Source organism: Ciceribacter lividus (genome assembly GCF_003337715.1).
Classification (GTDB): domain Bacteria; phylum Pseudomonadota; class Alphaproteobacteria; order Rhizobiales; family Rhizobiaceae; genus Allorhizobium; species Allorhizobium lividum.
The window spans coordinates 49163-64999 of sequence record NZ_QPIX01000009.1; the positions used below are offsets into that span (position 1 = coordinate 49163).

Below are 15837 nucleotides of genomic sequence, written 5' to 3' on the forward strand. Positions count from 1 at the left end.
CTGCTGTGCCGGAGGAACCGAAAAGCCGCGTTTGCATCTTCGGAACCTATTTAATAAATGAAGCCGTAGTCCCGATCAGGCCACGGCTTCCCAATTCGATGCCGTGCCTATACATGAAGGGCGCAAGGATAACAAGAGCCCCAAGCGCAGGAGCGCGAAGGGCGAACGGGAGAAATGCCAAGGTGTCCGAGGTGACCGAGTCCGAGTCGAAAAAGCGACGTTCGTTGAAGCCGCTTGGCGGGCTCCTGCCCTACCTGAAACGCTATCGGGGCATGGTTGCGGCCGCCCTCTTCTTCCTGGCGCTTGCCGCGGGAACGACGCTGGCACTACCGCTTGCCGTCCGCCGGATGATCGATCACGGCTTCAGCGGCGCCGATCGTGGCTTCATCAACAGCTATTTCGGCATGCTGGTCGTCATGGCGGTGCTGCTCGCGGTCGCCAGCGCCATGCGCTACTATTACGTCATCTCGATCGGTGAACGGGTGGTTTCCGACCTCCGGCGTGCCGTCTTCGAGCATGTGACCCGGCTTTCGCCCTCCTTCTTCGACGTCAACCAGTCCGGCGAGATCGTCTCGCGGCTGACCGCGGACACCACGCAGATCAAGTCGGCGGTCGGCGCGAGCGCGTCGCTGGCACTTCGAAACTCGATCCTCTGTCTCGGCGCCGTGGGCATGATGATCTACACCAGCCCGCGGCTCTCGGTTCTCGTCCTCATCGCCATACCGGTGATCGTATTTCCGCTGGTCGGCTTCGGCCGGTCGGTGCGCAAGCGGTCCCGCGCGGCGCAGGATACGCTCGCCGCCGCCACCGCCTATGCGAGCGAGACGATCGGCGCGACGCGCACGCTGCAGGCCTTCAACGGCGAGGCGATCGCGACCGCCCGCTACGGCGACGCGGTGGAGAGCGCCTACGCAGCCGCCCGCACGGCGATTCGCTCTCGCGCCTTCCTGACCGGCTTTGCGATCACCCTCGTCTTCGGCAGCGTCGTCGCGGTTCTCTGGTACGGTGCGCAGAGCGTGCTCGCCGGAACGCTGAGCGCAGGCACGCTCGGCCAGTTCCTGCTCTATTCGGTGATCGCCGCCGGCGCGCTCGGATCGCTCTCGGAAGTCTGGGGCGAACTCGCCCAGGCCGGCGGTGCCGCCGAACGGCTGATGGAGCTGCTGCACGAGGAACCGGCAATCGCCGCGCCCGCCTCGCCCAAGGCGCTTCCCGAACCGGCGACCGGCCGGGTGGAATTCGATAACATCCATTTCTCCTATCCGAGCCATCCGGGCCGCTCGGCGCTGAAGGGTCTGAGCTTCAAGGTCGAGCCGGGTGAGACGGTGGCAATCGTCGGCCCGTCGGGTGCCGGCAAGAGCACCGTCTTCTCGCTGATGCTGCGCTTCTACGATCCGGTGAGCGGCACGGTCAGGTTCGACGGCCTCGACGTTCGCGAGGTCGCACCCGACGCGCTGCGCGCCCGCATCGCCATCGTCCCGCAGGACGTCACGATCTTCGCCTCGTCGATCCACGACAACATCGCCTTCGGCGCACCGAACGCGAGCCGCGCCGATGTGATCGCCGCGGCCGAGGCCGCTCAGGCGCGTGAGTTCATCGACAGGCTGGAGAAGGGTTTCGACACCCAGGTCGGCGAACGCGGCATCACGCTTTCCGGCGGCCAGCGCCAACGGATCGCGATCGCCCGCGCCCTGCTGAAGAACGCACCGCTGCTGCTGCTCGACGAGGCGACCTCGGCACTCGACGCCGAAAGCGAGACGCTGGTCCAGAAGGCTCTCGACGGCCTGATGCAGAACCGCACGACGATCGTCATCGCCCACCGGCTCGCGACCGTGCTCAAGGCCGACCGCATCCTTGTGCTCGATGGCGGCCGGATCGCCGAGGAAGGCACACACCAGAGCCTCATCCGCCAGGGTGGCCTCTATGCGAAGCTCGCCCGCCTGCAGTTCGAGACCGGTGCCCACGACCTGAGCGCCGCCGCCAAATAGCGGCGGCTCCGCGCCGCCGTCAGGCGCCGACCGCGCGCCCGGCAACGCGACCGGAAAACAGGCAGCCGCCGAGGAAGGTGCCCTCGAGCGCGTTATAGCCGTGCATGCCGCCACCGCCGAAGCCGGAGACCTCACCCGCAGCATAGAGGCCGGGGACCGGCTCGTCGCCGGCGCCGAGCACGCGTGCATGGAGGTCAGTGTGCAGCCCGCCGAGCGTCTTGCGCGTCAGCACGTGCAGCCGCACCCCGATCAGCGGCCCGGCCTTCGGGTCGAGGAGCCGGTGCGGCTTCGCGGTGCGCATAAACCTGTCGCCGAGATATTTGCGGGCGCCGTGGATCGCGGTGATCTGGGCATCCTTGTTGAACGGATTGTCGAGTTCCCGGTCACGGGCCTCGATCTGCGCGCGGACATGCTGCAAGCCGAGACGGTGTTCGCCGGTCAACTCGTTCATGCCGGCGACGAGATCCTCGAGATTGTCGCGGACAACGAAATCCTCGCCCTTGTCCATGAAGGCTTGCACCGGCCCCGGCGGATTGCGGCCAAGACGAGAGAGAAGGAGGCGGATGTCCTTGCCGGTCAAATCCGGGTTCTGCTCGGAGCCGGAGAGCGCGAACTCGCGCTTGATGATCGCCTTGGTCAGGATGAACCAGCTGTATTCATGACCACGCGCGCGGATCGCCTTCAGCGTCGCCAGCGTGTCGAAGCCCGGCATCGCCGGCGCCTGGAAGCGGTTGCCGTCGGCATCGCACCAGAAGGAGGACGGCCCGGGCAGGATGCGGATGCCGTGGTTCGGCCAGATGGGATCGTAGTTCCTGAGCCCTTCGGTATAGTGCCACATGCGGTCGCCGTTGACGATGCGCCCGCCCGCGCTCTGGGCGATCGCGAGCATGCGGCCGTCGACATAGGCCGGCACGCCGGCGACCATCGATTTCGGCGCCGGGCCGAGCCGCTCCACGGGCCAGTTCTTGCGCACGAGGTCGTGGTTACCGCCGATGCCGCCGGACGTGACGATCGCCGCGCCCGCACTGATCTCGAACTCGCCGACGGGATGGCGCGAACTTGCGCCTCCGCGCTGGATGGCGTCCGGCTTGAGGATCGTGCCCTGCGCGCCCGTGACGGCACCGTTGGTGACGATCAGCCGGTCGACCTGATGACGGAAACGGAAAGTGAGACGGCCCGCGGCCTCTGCGGCACGAGCGCGGCGGACGAATGGCGCGATGACCGCCGGCCCCGTTCCCCAGGTGACGTGGAAGCGCGGCACGGAGTTGCCGTGGCCAGCGGCGAGCGAACCGCCGCGCTCGGCCCAGCCGACGACCGGAAACCAGCGCAGCCCCTGCCTGTGCAGCCAGTCACGCTTTTCGCCGGCGGCAAATTGCAGATAGGCTTCGGCCCACAGCCGCGGCCAGTGGTCTTCCGGGCGGTCGAAACCGGCCGAGCCGAACCAGTCCTGCCGTGCCAGCTCGTAGCTGTCGCGAATGCGCATTCGCCGCTGTTCGGGACTGTCGACGAAGAAGAGACCGCCGAGCGACCAGAAGGCCTGGCCACCGAGGTTCTGCTCGCCCTCCTGATCGAGAATGCAGGTCCTGAGGCCGCGGTCCGCCGCCTCCGTCGCGGCGACGAGCCCGGCGAGCCCTCCCCCGATCACCAGTACATCAAAGTCCATTATCTCCCCCTCCCGTACCCGTTTCTTACTTTTACGAACACGTAAGGGTTTGACAACCCTGCCCCTGTGGGGACAAGCGACTTATACCAAGTCTCGGCGATATGAACCGAGGCTTGGTATTATCGTTCGGTGAGCTTCAGCTCGATACGCCGGTTCTGCGAGCGCGCCTCCGGGCTGTCGCCCTCGGCGATCGGCTGGAACTCGCCGAAGCCGGCGGCGACCAGCCGGTTGGACGGTACGCCGCGAGAAATCAGGAACTTCACCACCGCGATGGCGCGTGCCGAGGAGAGCTCCCAATTGTCGGCATAGCGGCCGGTGCCGAGCAGCGGCACGTTGTCGGTATGGCCGTCAACGCGCAGCACCCAGTTGATCTCCGCCGGGATTTCCTTGGCGAGATCGATGAGCGCCGTCGCGAGCTTGGCCATCTCCTGCTCGCCCTCCGGATTGAGGTCGCTGCTGCCGGACGGGAAGAGCACCTCCGACTGGAAGACGAAGCGGTCGCCGACGATGCGGATGTTCTCGCGGTCGGAGAGAATTTCCCGCAGCCGGCCGAAGAAATCGGAACGGTAGCGGTTGAGCTCCTGGACGCGCTGGGCGAGCGCTACATTGAGGCGGCGTCCGAGATCGGCGATCTTTGCCTGCGACGTCTGATCTTTGGCTTCCGAGGCCTGCAGCGCCTGCTCGACGGCGGCGATCTGCGCCCGAAGTGCGGCGATCTGCTGGTTCAGCAGTTCGACCTGGCTCAGCGCCCTGGCGCTCACTTCCTTCTCCTGGTCGAGCTGCTGGTTGAGCGTGCCGATGCGGCTGTTTGCGGCTTCCGCCGAGCCGGCACCGCTTGCGAGAAGCTGCTGCAAGCGGCTGCGTTCGCTCTCGGATGCGGAAAGCGACGACTGAAGGGTCGCGAGCGTGTCTTCGAGGTCCTGCTTGCCGCTCTTTTCCAGCGCGAGCAGCTCGGTCAGTTCCGCGATCTGGTTGTTCAGCCGGTTGAGCACCTCGTCCTTGCCGGAGATTTCACGGCTCAGGATGAACTGCGCCAGCACGAAGACGGTGAGCAGGAACATGATGGCGAGAAGCAATGTCGACAGCGCATCGACGAAGCCCGGCCAGTAGTCGACGCCCCGTTCCCGGCGGCGGTTGCGCGCTAGGGCCATCGATTACTCATCCCCGCCCATCTTGTCGTTCAGCCGTTCGAGCACCTTGCGCATGGCGCGGGCATCCTCCTGCTGCTGCTCGATCCAGTCGCGCAACATCTGCTGTTCGTTGCGCATGTTCTTGACGAGGCCCTGAATGCCCTCGGCGAGATTGGCGACGGCGGCGACGGAGCGCTCGCTGTTGGCGCCGGCCTGCTGCGTCATCAGCTTGTGCATCTGTCCGATCAGCCGCTTCATGTCGTCCGAGGAAACGGCAGGCGTCTCGGCGACCGTGAGATCGGAGCCGATGTCCGTCACCGACGAAAGCCAGTTTTCGAGTTCGGTGTAGAAGCGGTTCTGGGCGCGGCCGGCCTGCAGGTCGAGGAAGCCGAGGATGAGGGAGCCGGAAAGACCGAGCAGCGAGGATGAAAACGCCGTGCCCATGCCGCTCAGCGGTCCGCTGAGCCCGTTCTTCAGCGCCTGCAGCACGTCGGCGCTGTCGCCGGAAGACGGATCGAGCGACTGGATGACCGCGGTGATCGAGCCGATCGTGCCGAGCAAGCCCCAGAAGGTGCCGAGGAGGCCGAGAAAGACGAGAAGCCCGATCAGGTAGCGCGAGGTGTCGCGTGATTCGTCGAGTCGCGTGGCAATCGAATCAAGGATGGAGCGAAGCGAGGCGATCGAGATCGCCATGTCCCGACGGCTGCCGATCAGTGAGCGCACCGGTGCGAGCAGGCGCGGCTCGCGCCCGACCTTGTCGGCGCTGCCGGCGGCGAGGAAAGAATTGAACCACCGCACTTCCGGCCGCAACGCCAGGACATGATTGAAGACGAGGATGATCCCGACGGCGAGCACGCCGAGGATGAGCCCGTTCAGTCCGGGATTGGTCACGAAGGCCGCATGGGCCTGCCGGTAGAGGATCGCGATGATGAAACCCACAATGATCAGGAAGATCAGCATGGTGGTGAAGAAGGGCATCGGGCTCGAGAGCTTGTGCTCGTAATTCCCCGTCCCCGTCTCGGCCGCTTCCAGGTCCGCCAGCTTCACTTTCACCATATCGTCCTCAGCCTCCCGGGATCTTGCAGCGGGAGGCTAGTGGAAAATTGAGACGAATTGAAGGGGCAAGCCGTCGCCGACCACAGCTCGGCGGAACAGCGTCAGGCTTTCGGCACCGGCCGGTTGATCACCTCGACCAGAGCCTTCTGGATGTATTCATTGCCGGCAACGACGGTGCCGGTCGAAAGCATCTCGGTTCCGCCGTCGACGTCACTGCTGAAGCCGCCCGCTTCGCGGATGAGGATCAGGCCGCCTGCGATGTCCCAGGCGTTGAGGTGGGTTTCCCAGTAGCCGTCAAAGCGGCCCGCCGCGACATAGGCGAGATCGAGGGCCGCAGAGCCCATGCGGCGCACGCCGGAGACTTCGCCCATCACATGCCGGAGTTCGACCAGGAACTTGCCGTGATTGCTCTTGCCGAGATGCGGGATCCCGCAGGCGATGACACAGTCGGACAGCGCCTTGCGGGCGGCAACGCGGATACGTCGGTCGTTGAGGAAGGCGCCGCCGCCGCGCTCGGCGGTGAAGAGCTCGTCAGTCGCCGGATTGAAGACGACACCGGCGACGACTTCGCCGTTGCGTTCGAGCGCGATCGACACGGCGAACTGCGGAATGCCGTGGAGGAAGTTGGTGGTGCCGTCGAGCGGATCGACGAGCCAGCGATGGGAGCCGTCGGTGCCGATGATCTCCTCGCTCTCCTCGCCGAGGAAGCCGTAGGTCGGGCGCGCCTTCAACAGCTCTTCCCGGACGATCTTCTCGGCGCGGAAGTCTGCCTGCGAGACGAAGTCACCGGGCCCCTTCACCGAAACCTGCAGGTTCTGCACCTCGCCGAAATCGCGTGCCAGCGACTTGCCGGCCTTGAGTGCGGCCTGAACCATGACATTGAGAAGAGCTGAACGGGCCATTTCGATATTTTCCCTGAAATCTGCGGCGAGGCGCGCGGCTTCGGTGAGCGGCGGCGCATGAAGGATCGCGGAGCCGGTTCAAGACCACAAAAATCGCCCGAATTCAAGGGGCTTTGCCTGTCTTCTCGGGCAAGCGGCGGCCTTCAGGAGACAGGCGGCACGAGAGTGACCGCCAAAGCGGCAAGCGAGGCAAGGATCGACGCACCCCAGACATGCAGGCTGAAAGCCCGGCCGGTAAGGGCCGAGGCATAGACCGCCTTGGCGGCAATGTTGGCGAACACTGCGATGCCAATCGCCTCCACGGCCGTCTCCCGGGTAAGCGTCGGAAGCATGCCGGCGACCGCAACGGTCGCGGCATCGATATCCGCAAGCCCCGACAACCCTGCCGCAAGGATGAGGCCGGTCGCGCCGAAATAGGTTGCCGCGGCGCGCGCCAGAAAGGCGACGATCACGAGAAGCAGCGCCATCTTGGCGACCGCCGAAAGCTCGAACGGGTTCTGCGGCATGCGCGCACCGTCGCTCGGCGACGCGCGAGCGGCAAGCAGGAGTGCGTAAGCGGTCATCACGGAACCGCCCGCGGCGAGCGGCGGCAAGAGCGATGGCAGCAGCGAGGCGGCAAGCGTTCCGACGAGAAAGGCGGTACGGACAAGCGAAACCGCGCCGGCGGCAATGGCGCCGGCAGCGAGCGTGCGGCTGGATTCTTCGTCACGAGCCTGCCTGGCAAACGCGATCGTGGTGCCCGTCGACGAGACGAGACCACCGATGGCGCCGGCCAGCAGATCGCCGCGCGAGGGACCGAGAATGCGCACCGCCACGTAGCCGACGAAGGAAATCGAGGCGAGCATGATGGCGACCAGGACGAGACTTGCCGGAGAGACGCCGCCGAACGGCCCGATCGGCTCTTCCGGAATGACCGGCAGGAGAACGAAGGTCATCGCAAGCAGGATCACCGCGGAACGCAATTCGACCCATTGCAGGCGCTGGATCGCCTGGTGGAGAAACTGCTTGGCGGCGAGGATCGCAAGCAGCGCGACTCCGCCGGCCGAGGCGAGCGTCATGTCGCCGAGGACGGCGACGACGCCGAGGCCGAAGGTGAGCATGGCCGCGACAACCGAGGTGACGCTGAAGGACTTCGAGGCGATCGCCTCGCGCAGTTCGAAGACGGCAACCACGAGCGTCATCGCAACCAGGAAGCCCGTGACGGCGATTCCCGATCCGGCAACACCCGGGGAAAGGTACTTCTCGACGAGGCCGGCGACGCCGCCGGTCATGCCGATCATCGTGAAGGTGCGGATGCCGGCTGCCCGGGCACCTTCCGGCTCGTCCTTGGCGCGCCAGTGGCGCTCGACGCCGACCGCCGCCCCGATCGCGATCGCCAGTCCAAGCCGCTGATAGAGTTCGATCTCGTCCATCCACTCCCCCCGGCAGCGATGACGCGCCCGTCCGATTCGGAATGTTCGCATTCCGCCGCGGAGACCGCCAGAGAAAATGTCCGAATCCGCGCCCGCAGAGTGGGCTCGACCGGACGCTCAGCCGCGCCGGAACTTGTTCGCCGCCTCGATCGCCTTCTTCTGCTGCTCGTCGGTGAGGCCGAGATAGAAGTCCTCGAGCGCAGGGTCCTTGAGCCCGGCGCGGCGCGACAGCACGTACCACTTCGCCGCCTCGACCGGGTCGGGACGTGTGCCGAGCGCGTTGACGTAAAGATGGGCGAGACGGTTCTGTGCGACCACGTTGCCGCGCTTCGCGGCGAGACTCAGCCAGCGGAAGCCCTCGTCGTAGTTGCGCTCGCCGCCGATGCCGTTCACCAGCCAGATCCCCATGTCGAGCTGGGCGGTGTCGAAGCCGGCGCGCGCCGCCCTCAGCAGCCAGTAACGGGCCTTCGACTTCTTTTCCTCTGGAACATCCCTGAGGGCGTTGTACACCTGCGCGACAGCGTATTGCGCGTCGGCGATCCCCTGTTCGGCGGATTTTTCGTAGAAGGGCAGCGCAAGCTTGAGCCCCTTCTCTCCGGGATTGTCTGAGACGAGCGTCTGCGCCCAGTTGAACTGTGCGGAGGCGTTGCCGGCCTCGGCGGCCTTGCGCATGTATTCGTCGGCCTTGGCCTTGTCGCGCGGGACATCGCGGCCCTCCATGAGGAGCAGCGCATACTTGAACATCGCCGCAGGATCACCGCCTGCCGCCGCCTGCCCGTACCAGAAGGCAGCGGCCTTCTCGTCGCGCTTCACCCCGAAACCGCGCGAGGTCATCTCGGCGATCAGTGTCTGCGCCGCCGGATCGCCGAGCTGCGCCCGCGGCAGTGCCTTGTCGATCGCTGTGAGATAGAGCCCGCGCTGGAAAGCGCCGTAGGCGTCGTCGACCGGTCCCTTGTATTCCGGTTCGGGCGGCAGGTCGGGAAGCGGCGCTCCCATGCGCTCGAAAAGGGTAAGCCCCCTGGCGGAGGAGCCCGCCCCGTCCTTGCCCGCACCGTTGCCGGAGGTCGGGCGGTCGCCGCGCTCCAGCGTGCCTGCGTCCGCGGGCAGCGGGCGGGTGAGCGCCTCATCCTTGCCCTGCGCCCGCACGGGCGCGGCATGGCCGCTCCAGAGCGCAATGGAGACGGACGAAAACAGGATGCCGAGAGAATATCGAATGAACCGCATGACGAGGTTCAATCTTCAAACCGTGGCGCTTTTTCGTCAAGGACCGCATTGACCGACGCGACCACGCTCGCAGCCTGGGCGGGATCGGCAAACACCGCCCTGCCGAGAGCGACGAATTCCACGCCGGTTTCGGCGACGGCGAGCGCCGAGGCGGGATCGTTGCCACCCATGACCAGCACGGGAATTTCCACCATGGCCGCCCACCATTCGCCGAGGGCCAGGTTCTTCGAATGCGCCTCCGGCTTGATGTCGCCGTCGAGCCGACCGAAGAAGATGTAATCCGGCTGCACCTCGCCGATCTCGAGCGCGTGATGGCGATCCATCGCATTGCCGCCACCGACGATCAGCTTCGGCGCGTGCTTCTCCACCGCTTCGGCGAGCGCGGCCGCATTGCCGGTGATGTGCAGGCCGTCGGCCTTGACGCGACCGGCGACCCGGCTGTTGTCGACAATGAGCGCAGCAGCACCCGCCGCCTGGATGACGGGCACCAGCTTCTCCGCATGCTTCTGGAATGCCGTATCGTCGAGGTCGTATTGCGGCACGATGACGGAGGCGACGTCCCCGCCCCTCAGCGCGTCACCGACGATGCGGGCCTTTTCCTCCGCATCGGCGATGTCGGGCACGATCAGCACAAGGCGGCAGCGGTCTTCAGGTCCGGTCATCGGTCAATCCATTTTCGGCGAAATCTGTAGGGGGTGTCGAATTCCACCCTCGTCTTGTTCAAGTGAATCCGATAGACCGGTCTGGCCCAAGGATCAATGGAAACAAATGCTGCCCGACATACAGTTCTTCGCCGCCGCGATACCGGCCGTCGCCCTCGTCGGTCTTTCCAAGGGAGGCCTCGGCGGTGCGCTCGCCCTGATCGGCGTCCCGATGATGGCGCTCGTGGTGCCGCCGCTCCAGGCAGCGGCGATCTTCCTGCCGATCCTGCTCGTCATGGATGCGGTGGCGCTCTGGGCCTGGCGCAAGCACAACAACCGGCCGACGCTCTTTGCCATGCTGCCGGGCGCGGTCCTCGGCATCGCCGTCGCCTGGGCGACCTCGGCCTATGTCTCGGCGAACGCCATGCGCCTCATCCTCGGCGGCATCGCCCTTCTCTTCGCCGTTCGCTACTTCGTCGAAACTTTCGGTCCGCGACGGCACGAGGAGCGGCCGGCCGCGCCCGAACGCCCCGTCGCCGGCACCATCTGGGGCAGCCTGTCCGGCTATGCGAGCTTCGTCGCCCATGCCGGCGGCCCGCCCTTCCAGATCTACGTACTGCCCTTGAAACTCGACCCGCTGACCTATACCGGCACCAGCACGCGCTTCTTCGCGATCGTCAACGCCATCAAGGTCATCCCGTATTTTGCGCTCGGCAACCTCGACAGCACCAACCTCACCCTGTCGGCCACACTACTGCCGGTCGCCCTCGTCTCGACGCTGATCGGCGCCCGCATCGTCCGCTACCTGAAGCCCGCGGTGTTCTACCCGCTGATGTATGGGATGGTGCTGGTCGCGGCAGGCAAACTCATCTGGGACGGACTGCAGTTCTAGGCCACCGAGAGCGAGCGCAAGGTTTGCTGCACTGCACATCTTGTCTTGCCCGACGGCCCCACTTGCCGTAGGTTGACGCCATGTCGAACTCGGATCCTTTTGCAGCGATTGCCGACCCGAACCGGCGCCATCTCCTGGAGGAGCTTCGCCGAGCCCCCAGGACCGTCAACGATCTTGCCAAGGGCCTGCCGATCAGCCGGCCGGCCGTCTCCCAGCACCTGAAGGCCCTGCTGGACTGTGACCTCGTGACCGTCACCGCATCCGGCACCAGGCGTATCTACTCGGTGAACATTCCGGGCTTCAACCGGATGAACCTCTGGCTCGACCAGTTCTGGAACTGACACCCGGTCCCCGTCCTTCGCAGTCGTTTGCCCTCGCCTCGCGCGTGTCGCCTTCCGGCAATACCTCTGACAACGAAAAGCCCCGAAAACCGCTCTGGTTTCCGGGGCATATAAGGATGATCGGAGAATTGTCTCTCAGCCGGGGCGGGTCCGACGGCCCACCCGGCGGGAACGAGAAATGTCAGTGTCGGGTGGACGACCTCAGACGTTCGATCTCGTCCTTGATGCGCAGCTTGTGCCGCTTGATCTCTGCGATTTCCTTGTCATCGACGGAGGGAGATGTAAGAGCAGTATGAAGCCTCTCCTCAAGGGCTCCGTGCTTCTTTTCGAGCGATTCAAGATGAGCCTGAATGGTCATTTGATGCGTCCTTCCTTTCGCCTGCCTCCAGCCGTCCACCGCTGGGGCCTCAGGCATTACGACAGCAGTGTGACACGAAGAATGTGTTTTGTCGAAGGCCAAAGCAGCGACTCCTCGCCGCAATTTCCGGATTAAGGATAACTTCCCGTTACCTGCATTTGGTGATAGGAGCTTGCGCGAATCTTCGGCGCAATCGACAAAGATACGAAGACGACATGGGGACACGAACATGCCCGATCAGGAACAGGCGGACATCAGGCTTCAGCTGGCAAGACTCCGCCAGGAGCATGAGGACTACGACGTTGCGATCAACGCGATGACGGCGACCGGATGCGACGTCCTGCGCATCCAGCGCATGAAGAAGAAGAAGCTTGTGATCAAGGACCGGATGAGCAAGCTCGAAGACCAGATCATTCCCAATATCATCGCCTGAGAGAAAGGGCCACGACGATGACCGAGGAGCGCCCTCCCGTCGCCATCATCATGGGAAGCCAATCCGACTGGGAAACCATGAAGAATGCCGCCGACACGCTGGACGCGCTCGGCGTCAGTTACGAGGCCCGCATCATCTCCGCTCACCGAACGCCGGACCGGCTGGTCGCCTTCGCCAAGGGTGCGCGTGACGAAGGGTTCAAGGTCATCATTGCAGGTGCCGGCGGCGCAGCACACCTGCCCGGCATGGCCGCGGCGATGACGCCGCTGCCCGTCTTCGGGGTTCCGGTCCAGTCGCGAGCCCTTTCCGGACAGGACAGCCTGCTGTCGATCGTCCAGATGCCGGCGGGCATCCCCGTCGGCACGCTCGCGATCGGCAGGGCCGGCGCGGTGAACGCCGCGCTGCTCGCCGCCGCCGTGCTGGCGCTCTTTGACGAAGATCTCGCCGACCGGCTCGACGAATGGCGCGAACGCCAGACCGCCACGGTCGCCGAATACCCCATGGACGAAGCATGAGCGCCCGCACCATCGGCATCATCGGCGGCGGCCAGCTCGGCCGGATGCTGGCCATTGCCGCCTCCCGCCTGAATTTCCGCACGATCATCCTCGAACCGCAGGCGGACTGTCCGGCCGCGCAGCTGGCAAACCGCCAGATCACGGCCGCCTATGCCGATCCGGTGGCGCTCGCCGAGCTTGCGGCCGATTGCGACATCGTCACCTACGAATTCGAGAACGTTCCGGTCGAGGCCGCCGAGATGCTGGCCCGCAACGTTCCGGTCTATCCGCCGCCGAAGGCGCTCGAAGTGGCGCAGGACCGGCTGACGGAGAAGCGGTTCCTGAACGGCTGCGGTATCCCGACCGCGCGGTTCCATGCCGTCGACGATCAGGCGCAGCTCGAGGCGGCGCTTGCCGATTTCGGCGGATGCGGCGTCCTGAAGACCCGCCGCCTCGGCTATGACGGCAAGGGCCAGCGCGTCTTCCGTTCGGCGGACGAAAGCCCCGCCGGCGCCTTCGAAGCCTTGGGCGGCGTGCCGCTGATCCTCGAAAGCTTCGTTCCCTTCGAGCGCGAAATCTCGATCATCGCCGCCCGCGGGACTGACGGTGCGGTCGCCTGCTACGATCCGGCGGAGAACGTCCATCGTGACGGCATTCTCGACACCTCGACGCTGCCCGCCCGTATTTCCGACGCTACGGCGCAGGCCGCCCGCGACGCCGCGAAGAAGCTCCTCGATGCGCTGAACTATGTCGGCGTTGTCGGAATCGAGTTCTTCGTCCTGCCGGACGGCAGCCTCGTCGCCAACGAGATCGCGCCGAGGGTGCACAATTCCGGCCACTGGACGGAGGCGGCCTGCGTCGTCTCGCAGTTCGAGCAGCATATCCGGGCGATCGCCTCCCTGCCGCTCGGCGATCCTCGCCGCCACTCGGACTGCGTGATGACCAACCTCATCGGCGACGACATCCTGCAGGTACCCGACTGGCTTTCGCGCCCCGACGTGCTCGTCCATCTCTACGGAAAGACCGAGTCGCGGCCCGGCCGGAAGATGGGACACGTCACCGAATTGACGGCCGGACGCCGCTGATAAGGCAGGAAAATCCGGCGCGGAGCGCTGGAAAACCGGTCCAACCGGTTGACACGAAGGGCTTTGTCGGGCTATTGGCCACCAACCCTAAAGGAGCGCGCCCCGCGGCGCGCTTTTGATTGTTGAAGACAACGGGCGAATCGAAAGTTCCCCGGCAACCGTTGCGGATCAGGAAAATGAAGATCAAGAATTCGCTGAAAGCGCTCAAGGCCCGTCATCGCGATAACCGTCTGGTTCGCCGCAAGGGTCGCGTCTACATCATCAACAAGCAGAACCCGCGCTTCAAGGCCCGCCAGGGCTGATCTGCGGGACGCGTCGCCGTCGCATGCCATCACCCGGGTTTGCCGGGTTGGATGGAGAGAAGCGACGACTGCGGCCTTCTCTTGATTTTGATTTGAAACATAGCGCAGGCGGTCTATCATAACCGCATGCGCTATTTTCGTTGCACGCTCATGATTGTGGGCCTCCTTGTCGCCTGCGGTCCGGCCCTCTCCCAGGACATCGGCCCCACCTCCACGGAGAACGCGGCGACCGAGGCGCAGACGCTCGGTGACGAGTCGGTGAAGGACATCCAGTCGCTCCTGACCGACCTCAAGAGAGAGCGTGACCCGGAAGCGGCGAGCGAAATCGCCGCGGAGATCACCACCCACTGGAACACCTCCGGCAGCCCGACCATCGACCTCCTGATGCAGTGGGCGTCCGAAGCAATCAAGGAGAAGCGCAATCCGGCCGCGCTCGACTTCCTCGACCAGGCGATCACGCTGAAGCCGGACTTCGTCGGCGCATGGAACCAGCGCGCCACGCTCCACTACACCATGAACAACTACAGCAAGGCGATGTCCGACATCGAGCATGTACTGGCGATCGAGCCGCGCCACTTCGGAGCGCTCGCCGGCATGGCCGCGATCCTTGCCGAGCGTGGCCGGGAGGAAATGTCGCTGAAGGCGTGGGAACGTTACCTCGAGATCTATCCGACCGACCGCGAAGCGCAGGACCTGGTAACGAAGCTCTCGGAGAAGCTCGCCGGCAGCCGAACGTGAGTGTGCCTGCGTCGATCCGCATGCCCGGCGCCCCCCTGCCGAACCCCCTTTCCTCGATCCACAGCCTCTGACCCGGCCCCGAACCTTCCGGATTCGAATCATGCTCCTTTCCGCCCTCGCCTCCCTTGTCGGTCTCGCATCGCTCTCTGCCGCCGGCACCGCGCTGCGGGCCCGCGCGATCGAAGAGAACGCCCCCAATATCGGCGAGAAGACTGATCTCGGCGGTTTCGCCGTCAACGCACTGCACGTCCCGGCCGGACGGAATCCGGACCTTCCGCCCATTGTCTTCATTCATGGTGCCAGTGGCAATCTGCGCGACCAGGCAACGACGTTCCTGAAACCTCTCCGAGACCGCGCCGAATTGCTCTTCGTAGACCGCCCGGGCCACGGCTATTCCGAACGCGGCGGTCCGGAAAACGCCTATCCGGACGGCCAGGCGGCGGCCATCGCGCTGCTCATGGAAAAGCGCGGCATCGAGCGGGCGATCATCGTCGGCCATTCCTTCGGCGGCGCGATCGCGGCGAGCTTCGGCGTTCTGTACCCCGACAAGACCGTGGGCCTGCTGTTCCTTGCGCCAGCGACGCATCCCTGGCCGGGTGGCGTGGACTGGTACTATCGCCTGGCCTCCACGCCGGTCCTCGGCCCCCTTTTCTGCCATACGGTGGCGCTGCATGCCGGCATGGCACGGCTGGAAGCCGCCACCCGCAACGTCTTCGCCCCCAATCCACGTCCCGACACCTATGTCGCAGATACCGCCCCTGCTCTGGTTCTGCGCCCCGCCACCTTCCGCGCCAATGCGAAAGATGTCGCCAATCTGCACGGCTATGTGTCGCAGTTCTCGCCCCGCTATCGCGAGATCAGGGCGCCGACGGTGATCGTCACGGGTGACAGCGACGACATCGTTCTGGCGCAAATCCATTCGCGCGGGCTTGCCCGCGACATCGAGGGATCCGAACTCGTCTGGATCAAGGGCCTCGGCCACAAGCCGGACTATGCCGCACGCCATCTCGCAATTTCGGCGATGGAGAAGATCGCGGGCCGCAAACACGACCTGCAGGCCATGGCGCAGCGGCTGGAGCCGGAGCGTTGAAGCGGGCGGTGTTGCCGCACCGGCTTCCGCCATGCGGCTGCATGACCGGCAGCCCCACACGAACATCCTTCAATCACGCATGAAAAAGCCG

17 protein-coding genes are annotated in these 15837 nt (G+C 65.3%); 9 read left to right on the top strand and 8 right to left on the bottom strand.

Going from position 1 to position 15837, the window contains the following annotated elements; genetic code table 11:
• Positions 1 to 182: 182 nt before the first annotated feature.
• Entirely contained in the window at positions 183 to 1985 is a 1803-nt protein-coding gene (locus DFR48_RS15980) for an ABC transporter transmembrane domain-containing protein (RefSeq protein ID WP_114364213.1), read from the top strand.
• A 19-nt stretch (positions 1986 to 2004) separates the two neighbouring features.
• Here DFR48_RS15980 and DFR48_RS15985 read toward each other — a convergent pair whose 3' ends face one another.
• The 7 genes from DFR48_RS15985 to DFR48_RS16015 form a co-directional block, all read right to left on the bottom strand.
• A complete protein-coding gene (locus DFR48_RS15985; RefSeq protein ID WP_425359262.1) occupies positions 2005 to 3648 on the bottom strand; it encodes an FAD-binding dehydrogenase in 1644 nt (547 codons plus the stop codon).
• Between the two features lie 119 nt (positions 3649 to 3767).
• Complete coding sequence (locus DFR48_RS15990; RefSeq protein WP_114364215.1) at positions 3768 to 4799, bottom strand: peptidoglycan -binding protein; 1032 nt, start codon at positions 4797 to 4799, stop codon at positions 3768 to 3770.
• Between the two features lie 3 nt (positions 4800 to 4802).
• Positions 4803 to 5834 (bottom strand): flagellar motor protein MotA, encoded by a 1032-nt coding sequence (locus tag DFR48_RS15995; RefSeq protein WP_114364216.1) that lies wholly within the window; start codon positions 5832 to 5834, stop codon positions 4803 to 4805.
• Positions 5835 to 5935: 101 nt separating this feature from the next.
• Positions 5936 to 6736 carry an inositol monophosphatase family protein gene (locus DFR48_RS16000; RefSeq protein ID WP_114364217.1) on the bottom strand — a complete coding sequence of 267 codons (801 nt, stop codon included), beginning with the start codon at positions 6734 to 6736 and terminating at the stop codon, positions 5936 to 5938.
• 143 nt (positions 6737 to 6879) lie between these two features.
• Entirely contained in the window at positions 6880 to 8148 is a 1269-nt protein-coding gene (locus DFR48_RS16005) for an MgtC/SapB family protein (protein ID WP_114364218.1), read from the bottom strand.
• 117 nt (positions 8149 to 8265) lie between these two features.
• Positions 8266 to 9372 carry a tetratricopeptide repeat protein gene (locus DFR48_RS16010; protein ID WP_114364363.1) on the bottom strand — a complete coding sequence of 369 codons (1107 nt, stop codon included), beginning with the start codon at positions 9370 to 9372 and terminating at the stop codon, positions 8266 to 8268.
• Between the two features lie 8 nt (positions 9373 to 9380).
• Positions 9381 to 10034: a thiamine phosphate synthase gene (locus tag DFR48_RS16015; protein ID WP_114364219.1), complete on the bottom strand. Its 654-nt coding sequence runs from the start codon at positions 10032 to 10034 to the stop codon at positions 9381 to 9383.
• A 106-nt stretch (positions 10035 to 10140) separates the two neighbouring features.
• Between DFR48_RS16015 and DFR48_RS16020 the strand changes: the two genes are divergently transcribed.
• On the top strand, positions 10141 to 10905 hold the full coding sequence (locus DFR48_RS16020) for a sulfite exporter TauE/SafE family protein (RefSeq protein WP_114364220.1): 765 nt from the start codon (positions 10141 to 10143) through the stop codon (positions 10903 to 10905).
• 80 nt (positions 10906 to 10985) lie between these two features.
• Positions 10986 to 11246: an ArsR/SmtB family transcription factor gene (locus DFR48_RS16025; protein WP_114364221.1), complete on the top strand. Its 261-nt coding sequence runs from the start codon at positions 10986 to 10988 to the stop codon at positions 11244 to 11246.
• 181 nt (positions 11247 to 11427) lie between these two features.
• Here the strand turns inward: DFR48_RS16025 and DFR48_RS16030 are convergent, their stop codons facing one another.
• Complete coding sequence (locus DFR48_RS16030) at positions 11428 to 11604, bottom strand: YdcH family protein (RefSeq protein ID WP_112689862.1); 177 nt, start codon at positions 11602 to 11604, stop codon at positions 11428 to 11430.
• Positions 11605 to 11833: 229 nt separating this feature from the next.
• Between DFR48_RS16030 and DFR48_RS16035 the strand changes: the two genes are divergently transcribed.
• The 6 genes from DFR48_RS16035 (at position 11834) to DFR48_RS16060 (ending at position 15746) form a co-directional block, all read left to right on the top strand.
• Positions 11834 to 12037, top strand: coding sequence for a YdcH family protein (locus tag DFR48_RS16035; protein ID WP_114364222.1), 204 nt, complete (start codon positions 11834 to 11836; stop codon positions 12035 to 12037).
• A gap of 17 nt (positions 12038 to 12054) precedes the next feature.
• Positions 12055 to 12552 carry a 5-(carboxyamino)imidazole ribonucleotide mutase gene (gene purE / locus DFR48_RS16040; RefSeq protein WP_112689864.1) on the top strand — a complete coding sequence of 166 codons (498 nt, stop codon included), beginning with the start codon at positions 12055 to 12057 and terminating at the stop codon, positions 12550 to 12552.
• Positions 12549 to 13616, top strand: coding sequence for a 5-(carboxyamino)imidazole ribonucleotide synthase (locus tag DFR48_RS16045; protein ID WP_170141907.1), 1068 nt, complete (start codon positions 12549 to 12551; stop codon positions 13614 to 13616). The genes purE and DFR48_RS16045 overlap by 4 nt, the downstream gene beginning before the upstream one ends.
• 176 nt (positions 13617 to 13792) lie before the next feature.
• Positions 13793 to 13918, top strand: a complete 126-nt coding sequence (gene ykgO, locus DFR48_RS16050; protein WP_003497670.1) for a type B 50S ribosomal protein L36 — start codon at positions 13793 to 13795, stop codon at positions 13916 to 13918.
• Positions 13919 to 14044: 126 nt separating this feature from the next.
• On the top strand, positions 14045 to 14656 hold the full coding sequence (locus tag DFR48_RS16055) for a tetratricopeptide repeat protein (RefSeq protein WP_114364224.1): 612 nt from the start codon (positions 14045 to 14047) through the stop codon (positions 14654 to 14656).
• Between the two features lie 100 nt (positions 14657 to 14756).
• Positions 14757 to 15746 (top strand): alpha/beta fold hydrolase, encoded by a 990-nt coding sequence (locus DFR48_RS16060; protein ID WP_114364225.1) that lies wholly within the window; start codon positions 14757 to 14759, stop codon positions 15744 to 15746.
• Positions 15747 to 15837: the final 91 nt, after the last annotated feature.

Excerpts from the sequence above, each read along its gene's own strand:
- DFR48_RS15985 (WP_425359262.1), bottom strand. The coding sequence starts at position 3,648 with ATGGACTTTGATGTACTGGTGATCGGGGGAGGGCTCGCCGGGCTCGTC.
- DFR48_RS15990 (WP_114364215.1), bottom strand. The coding sequence starts at position 4,799 with ATGGCCCTAGCGCGCAACCGCCGCCGGGAACGGGGCGTCGACTACTGG.
- DFR48_RS15995 (WP_114364216.1), bottom strand. The coding sequence starts at position 5,834 with ATGGTGAAAGTGAAGCTGGCGGACCTGGAAGCGGCCGAGACGGGGACG.
- DFR48_RS16000 (WP_114364217.1), bottom strand. The coding sequence starts at position 6,736 with ATGGCCCGTTCAGCTCTTCTCAATGTCATGGTTCAGGCCGCACTCAAG.
- DFR48_RS16005 (WP_114364218.1), bottom strand. The coding sequence starts at position 8,148 with ATGGACGAGATCGAACTCTATCAGCGGCTTGGACTGGCGATCGCGATC.
- DFR48_RS16010 (WP_114364363.1), bottom strand. The coding sequence starts at position 9,372 with ATGCGGTTCATTCGATATTCTCTCGGCATCCTGTTTTCGTCCGTCTCC.
- DFR48_RS16015 (WP_114364219.1), bottom strand. The coding sequence starts at position 10,034 with ATGACCGGACCTGAAGACCGCTGCCGCCTTGTGCTGATCGTGCCCGAC.
- DFR48_RS16020 (WP_114364220.1), top strand. The coding sequence starts at position 10,141 with ATGCTGCCCGACATACAGTTCTTCGCCGCCGCGATACCGGCCGTCGCC.
- DFR48_RS16025 (WP_114364221.1), top strand. The coding sequence starts at position 10,986 with ATGTCGAACTCGGATCCTTTTGCAGCGATTGCCGACCCGAACCGGCGC.
- DFR48_RS16030 (WP_112689862.1), bottom strand. The coding sequence starts at position 11,604 with ATGACCATTCAGGCTCATCTTGAATCGCTCGAAAAGAAGCACGGAGCC.
- DFR48_RS16035 (WP_114364222.1), top strand. The coding sequence starts at position 11,834 with ATGCCCGATCAGGAACAGGCGGACATCAGGCTTCAGCTGGCAAGACTC.
- purE (WP_112689864.1), top strand. The coding sequence starts at position 12,055 with ATGACCGAGGAGCGCCCTCCCGTCGCCATCATCATGGGAAGCCAATCC.
- DFR48_RS16045 (WP_170141907.1), top strand. The coding sequence starts at position 12,549 with ATGAGCGCCCGCACCATCGGCATCATCGGCGGCGGCCAGCTCGGCCGG.
- ykgO (WP_003497670.1), top strand. The coding sequence starts at position 13,793 with ATGAAGATCAAGAATTCGCTGAAAGCGCTCAAGGCCCGTCATCGCGAT.
- DFR48_RS16055 (WP_114364224.1), top strand. The coding sequence starts at position 14,045 with ATGCGCTATTTTCGTTGCACGCTCATGATTGTGGGCCTCCTTGTCGCC.
- DFR48_RS16060 (WP_114364225.1), top strand. The coding sequence starts at position 14,757 with ATGCTCCTTTCCGCCCTCGCCTCCCTTGTCGGTCTCGCATCGCTCTCT.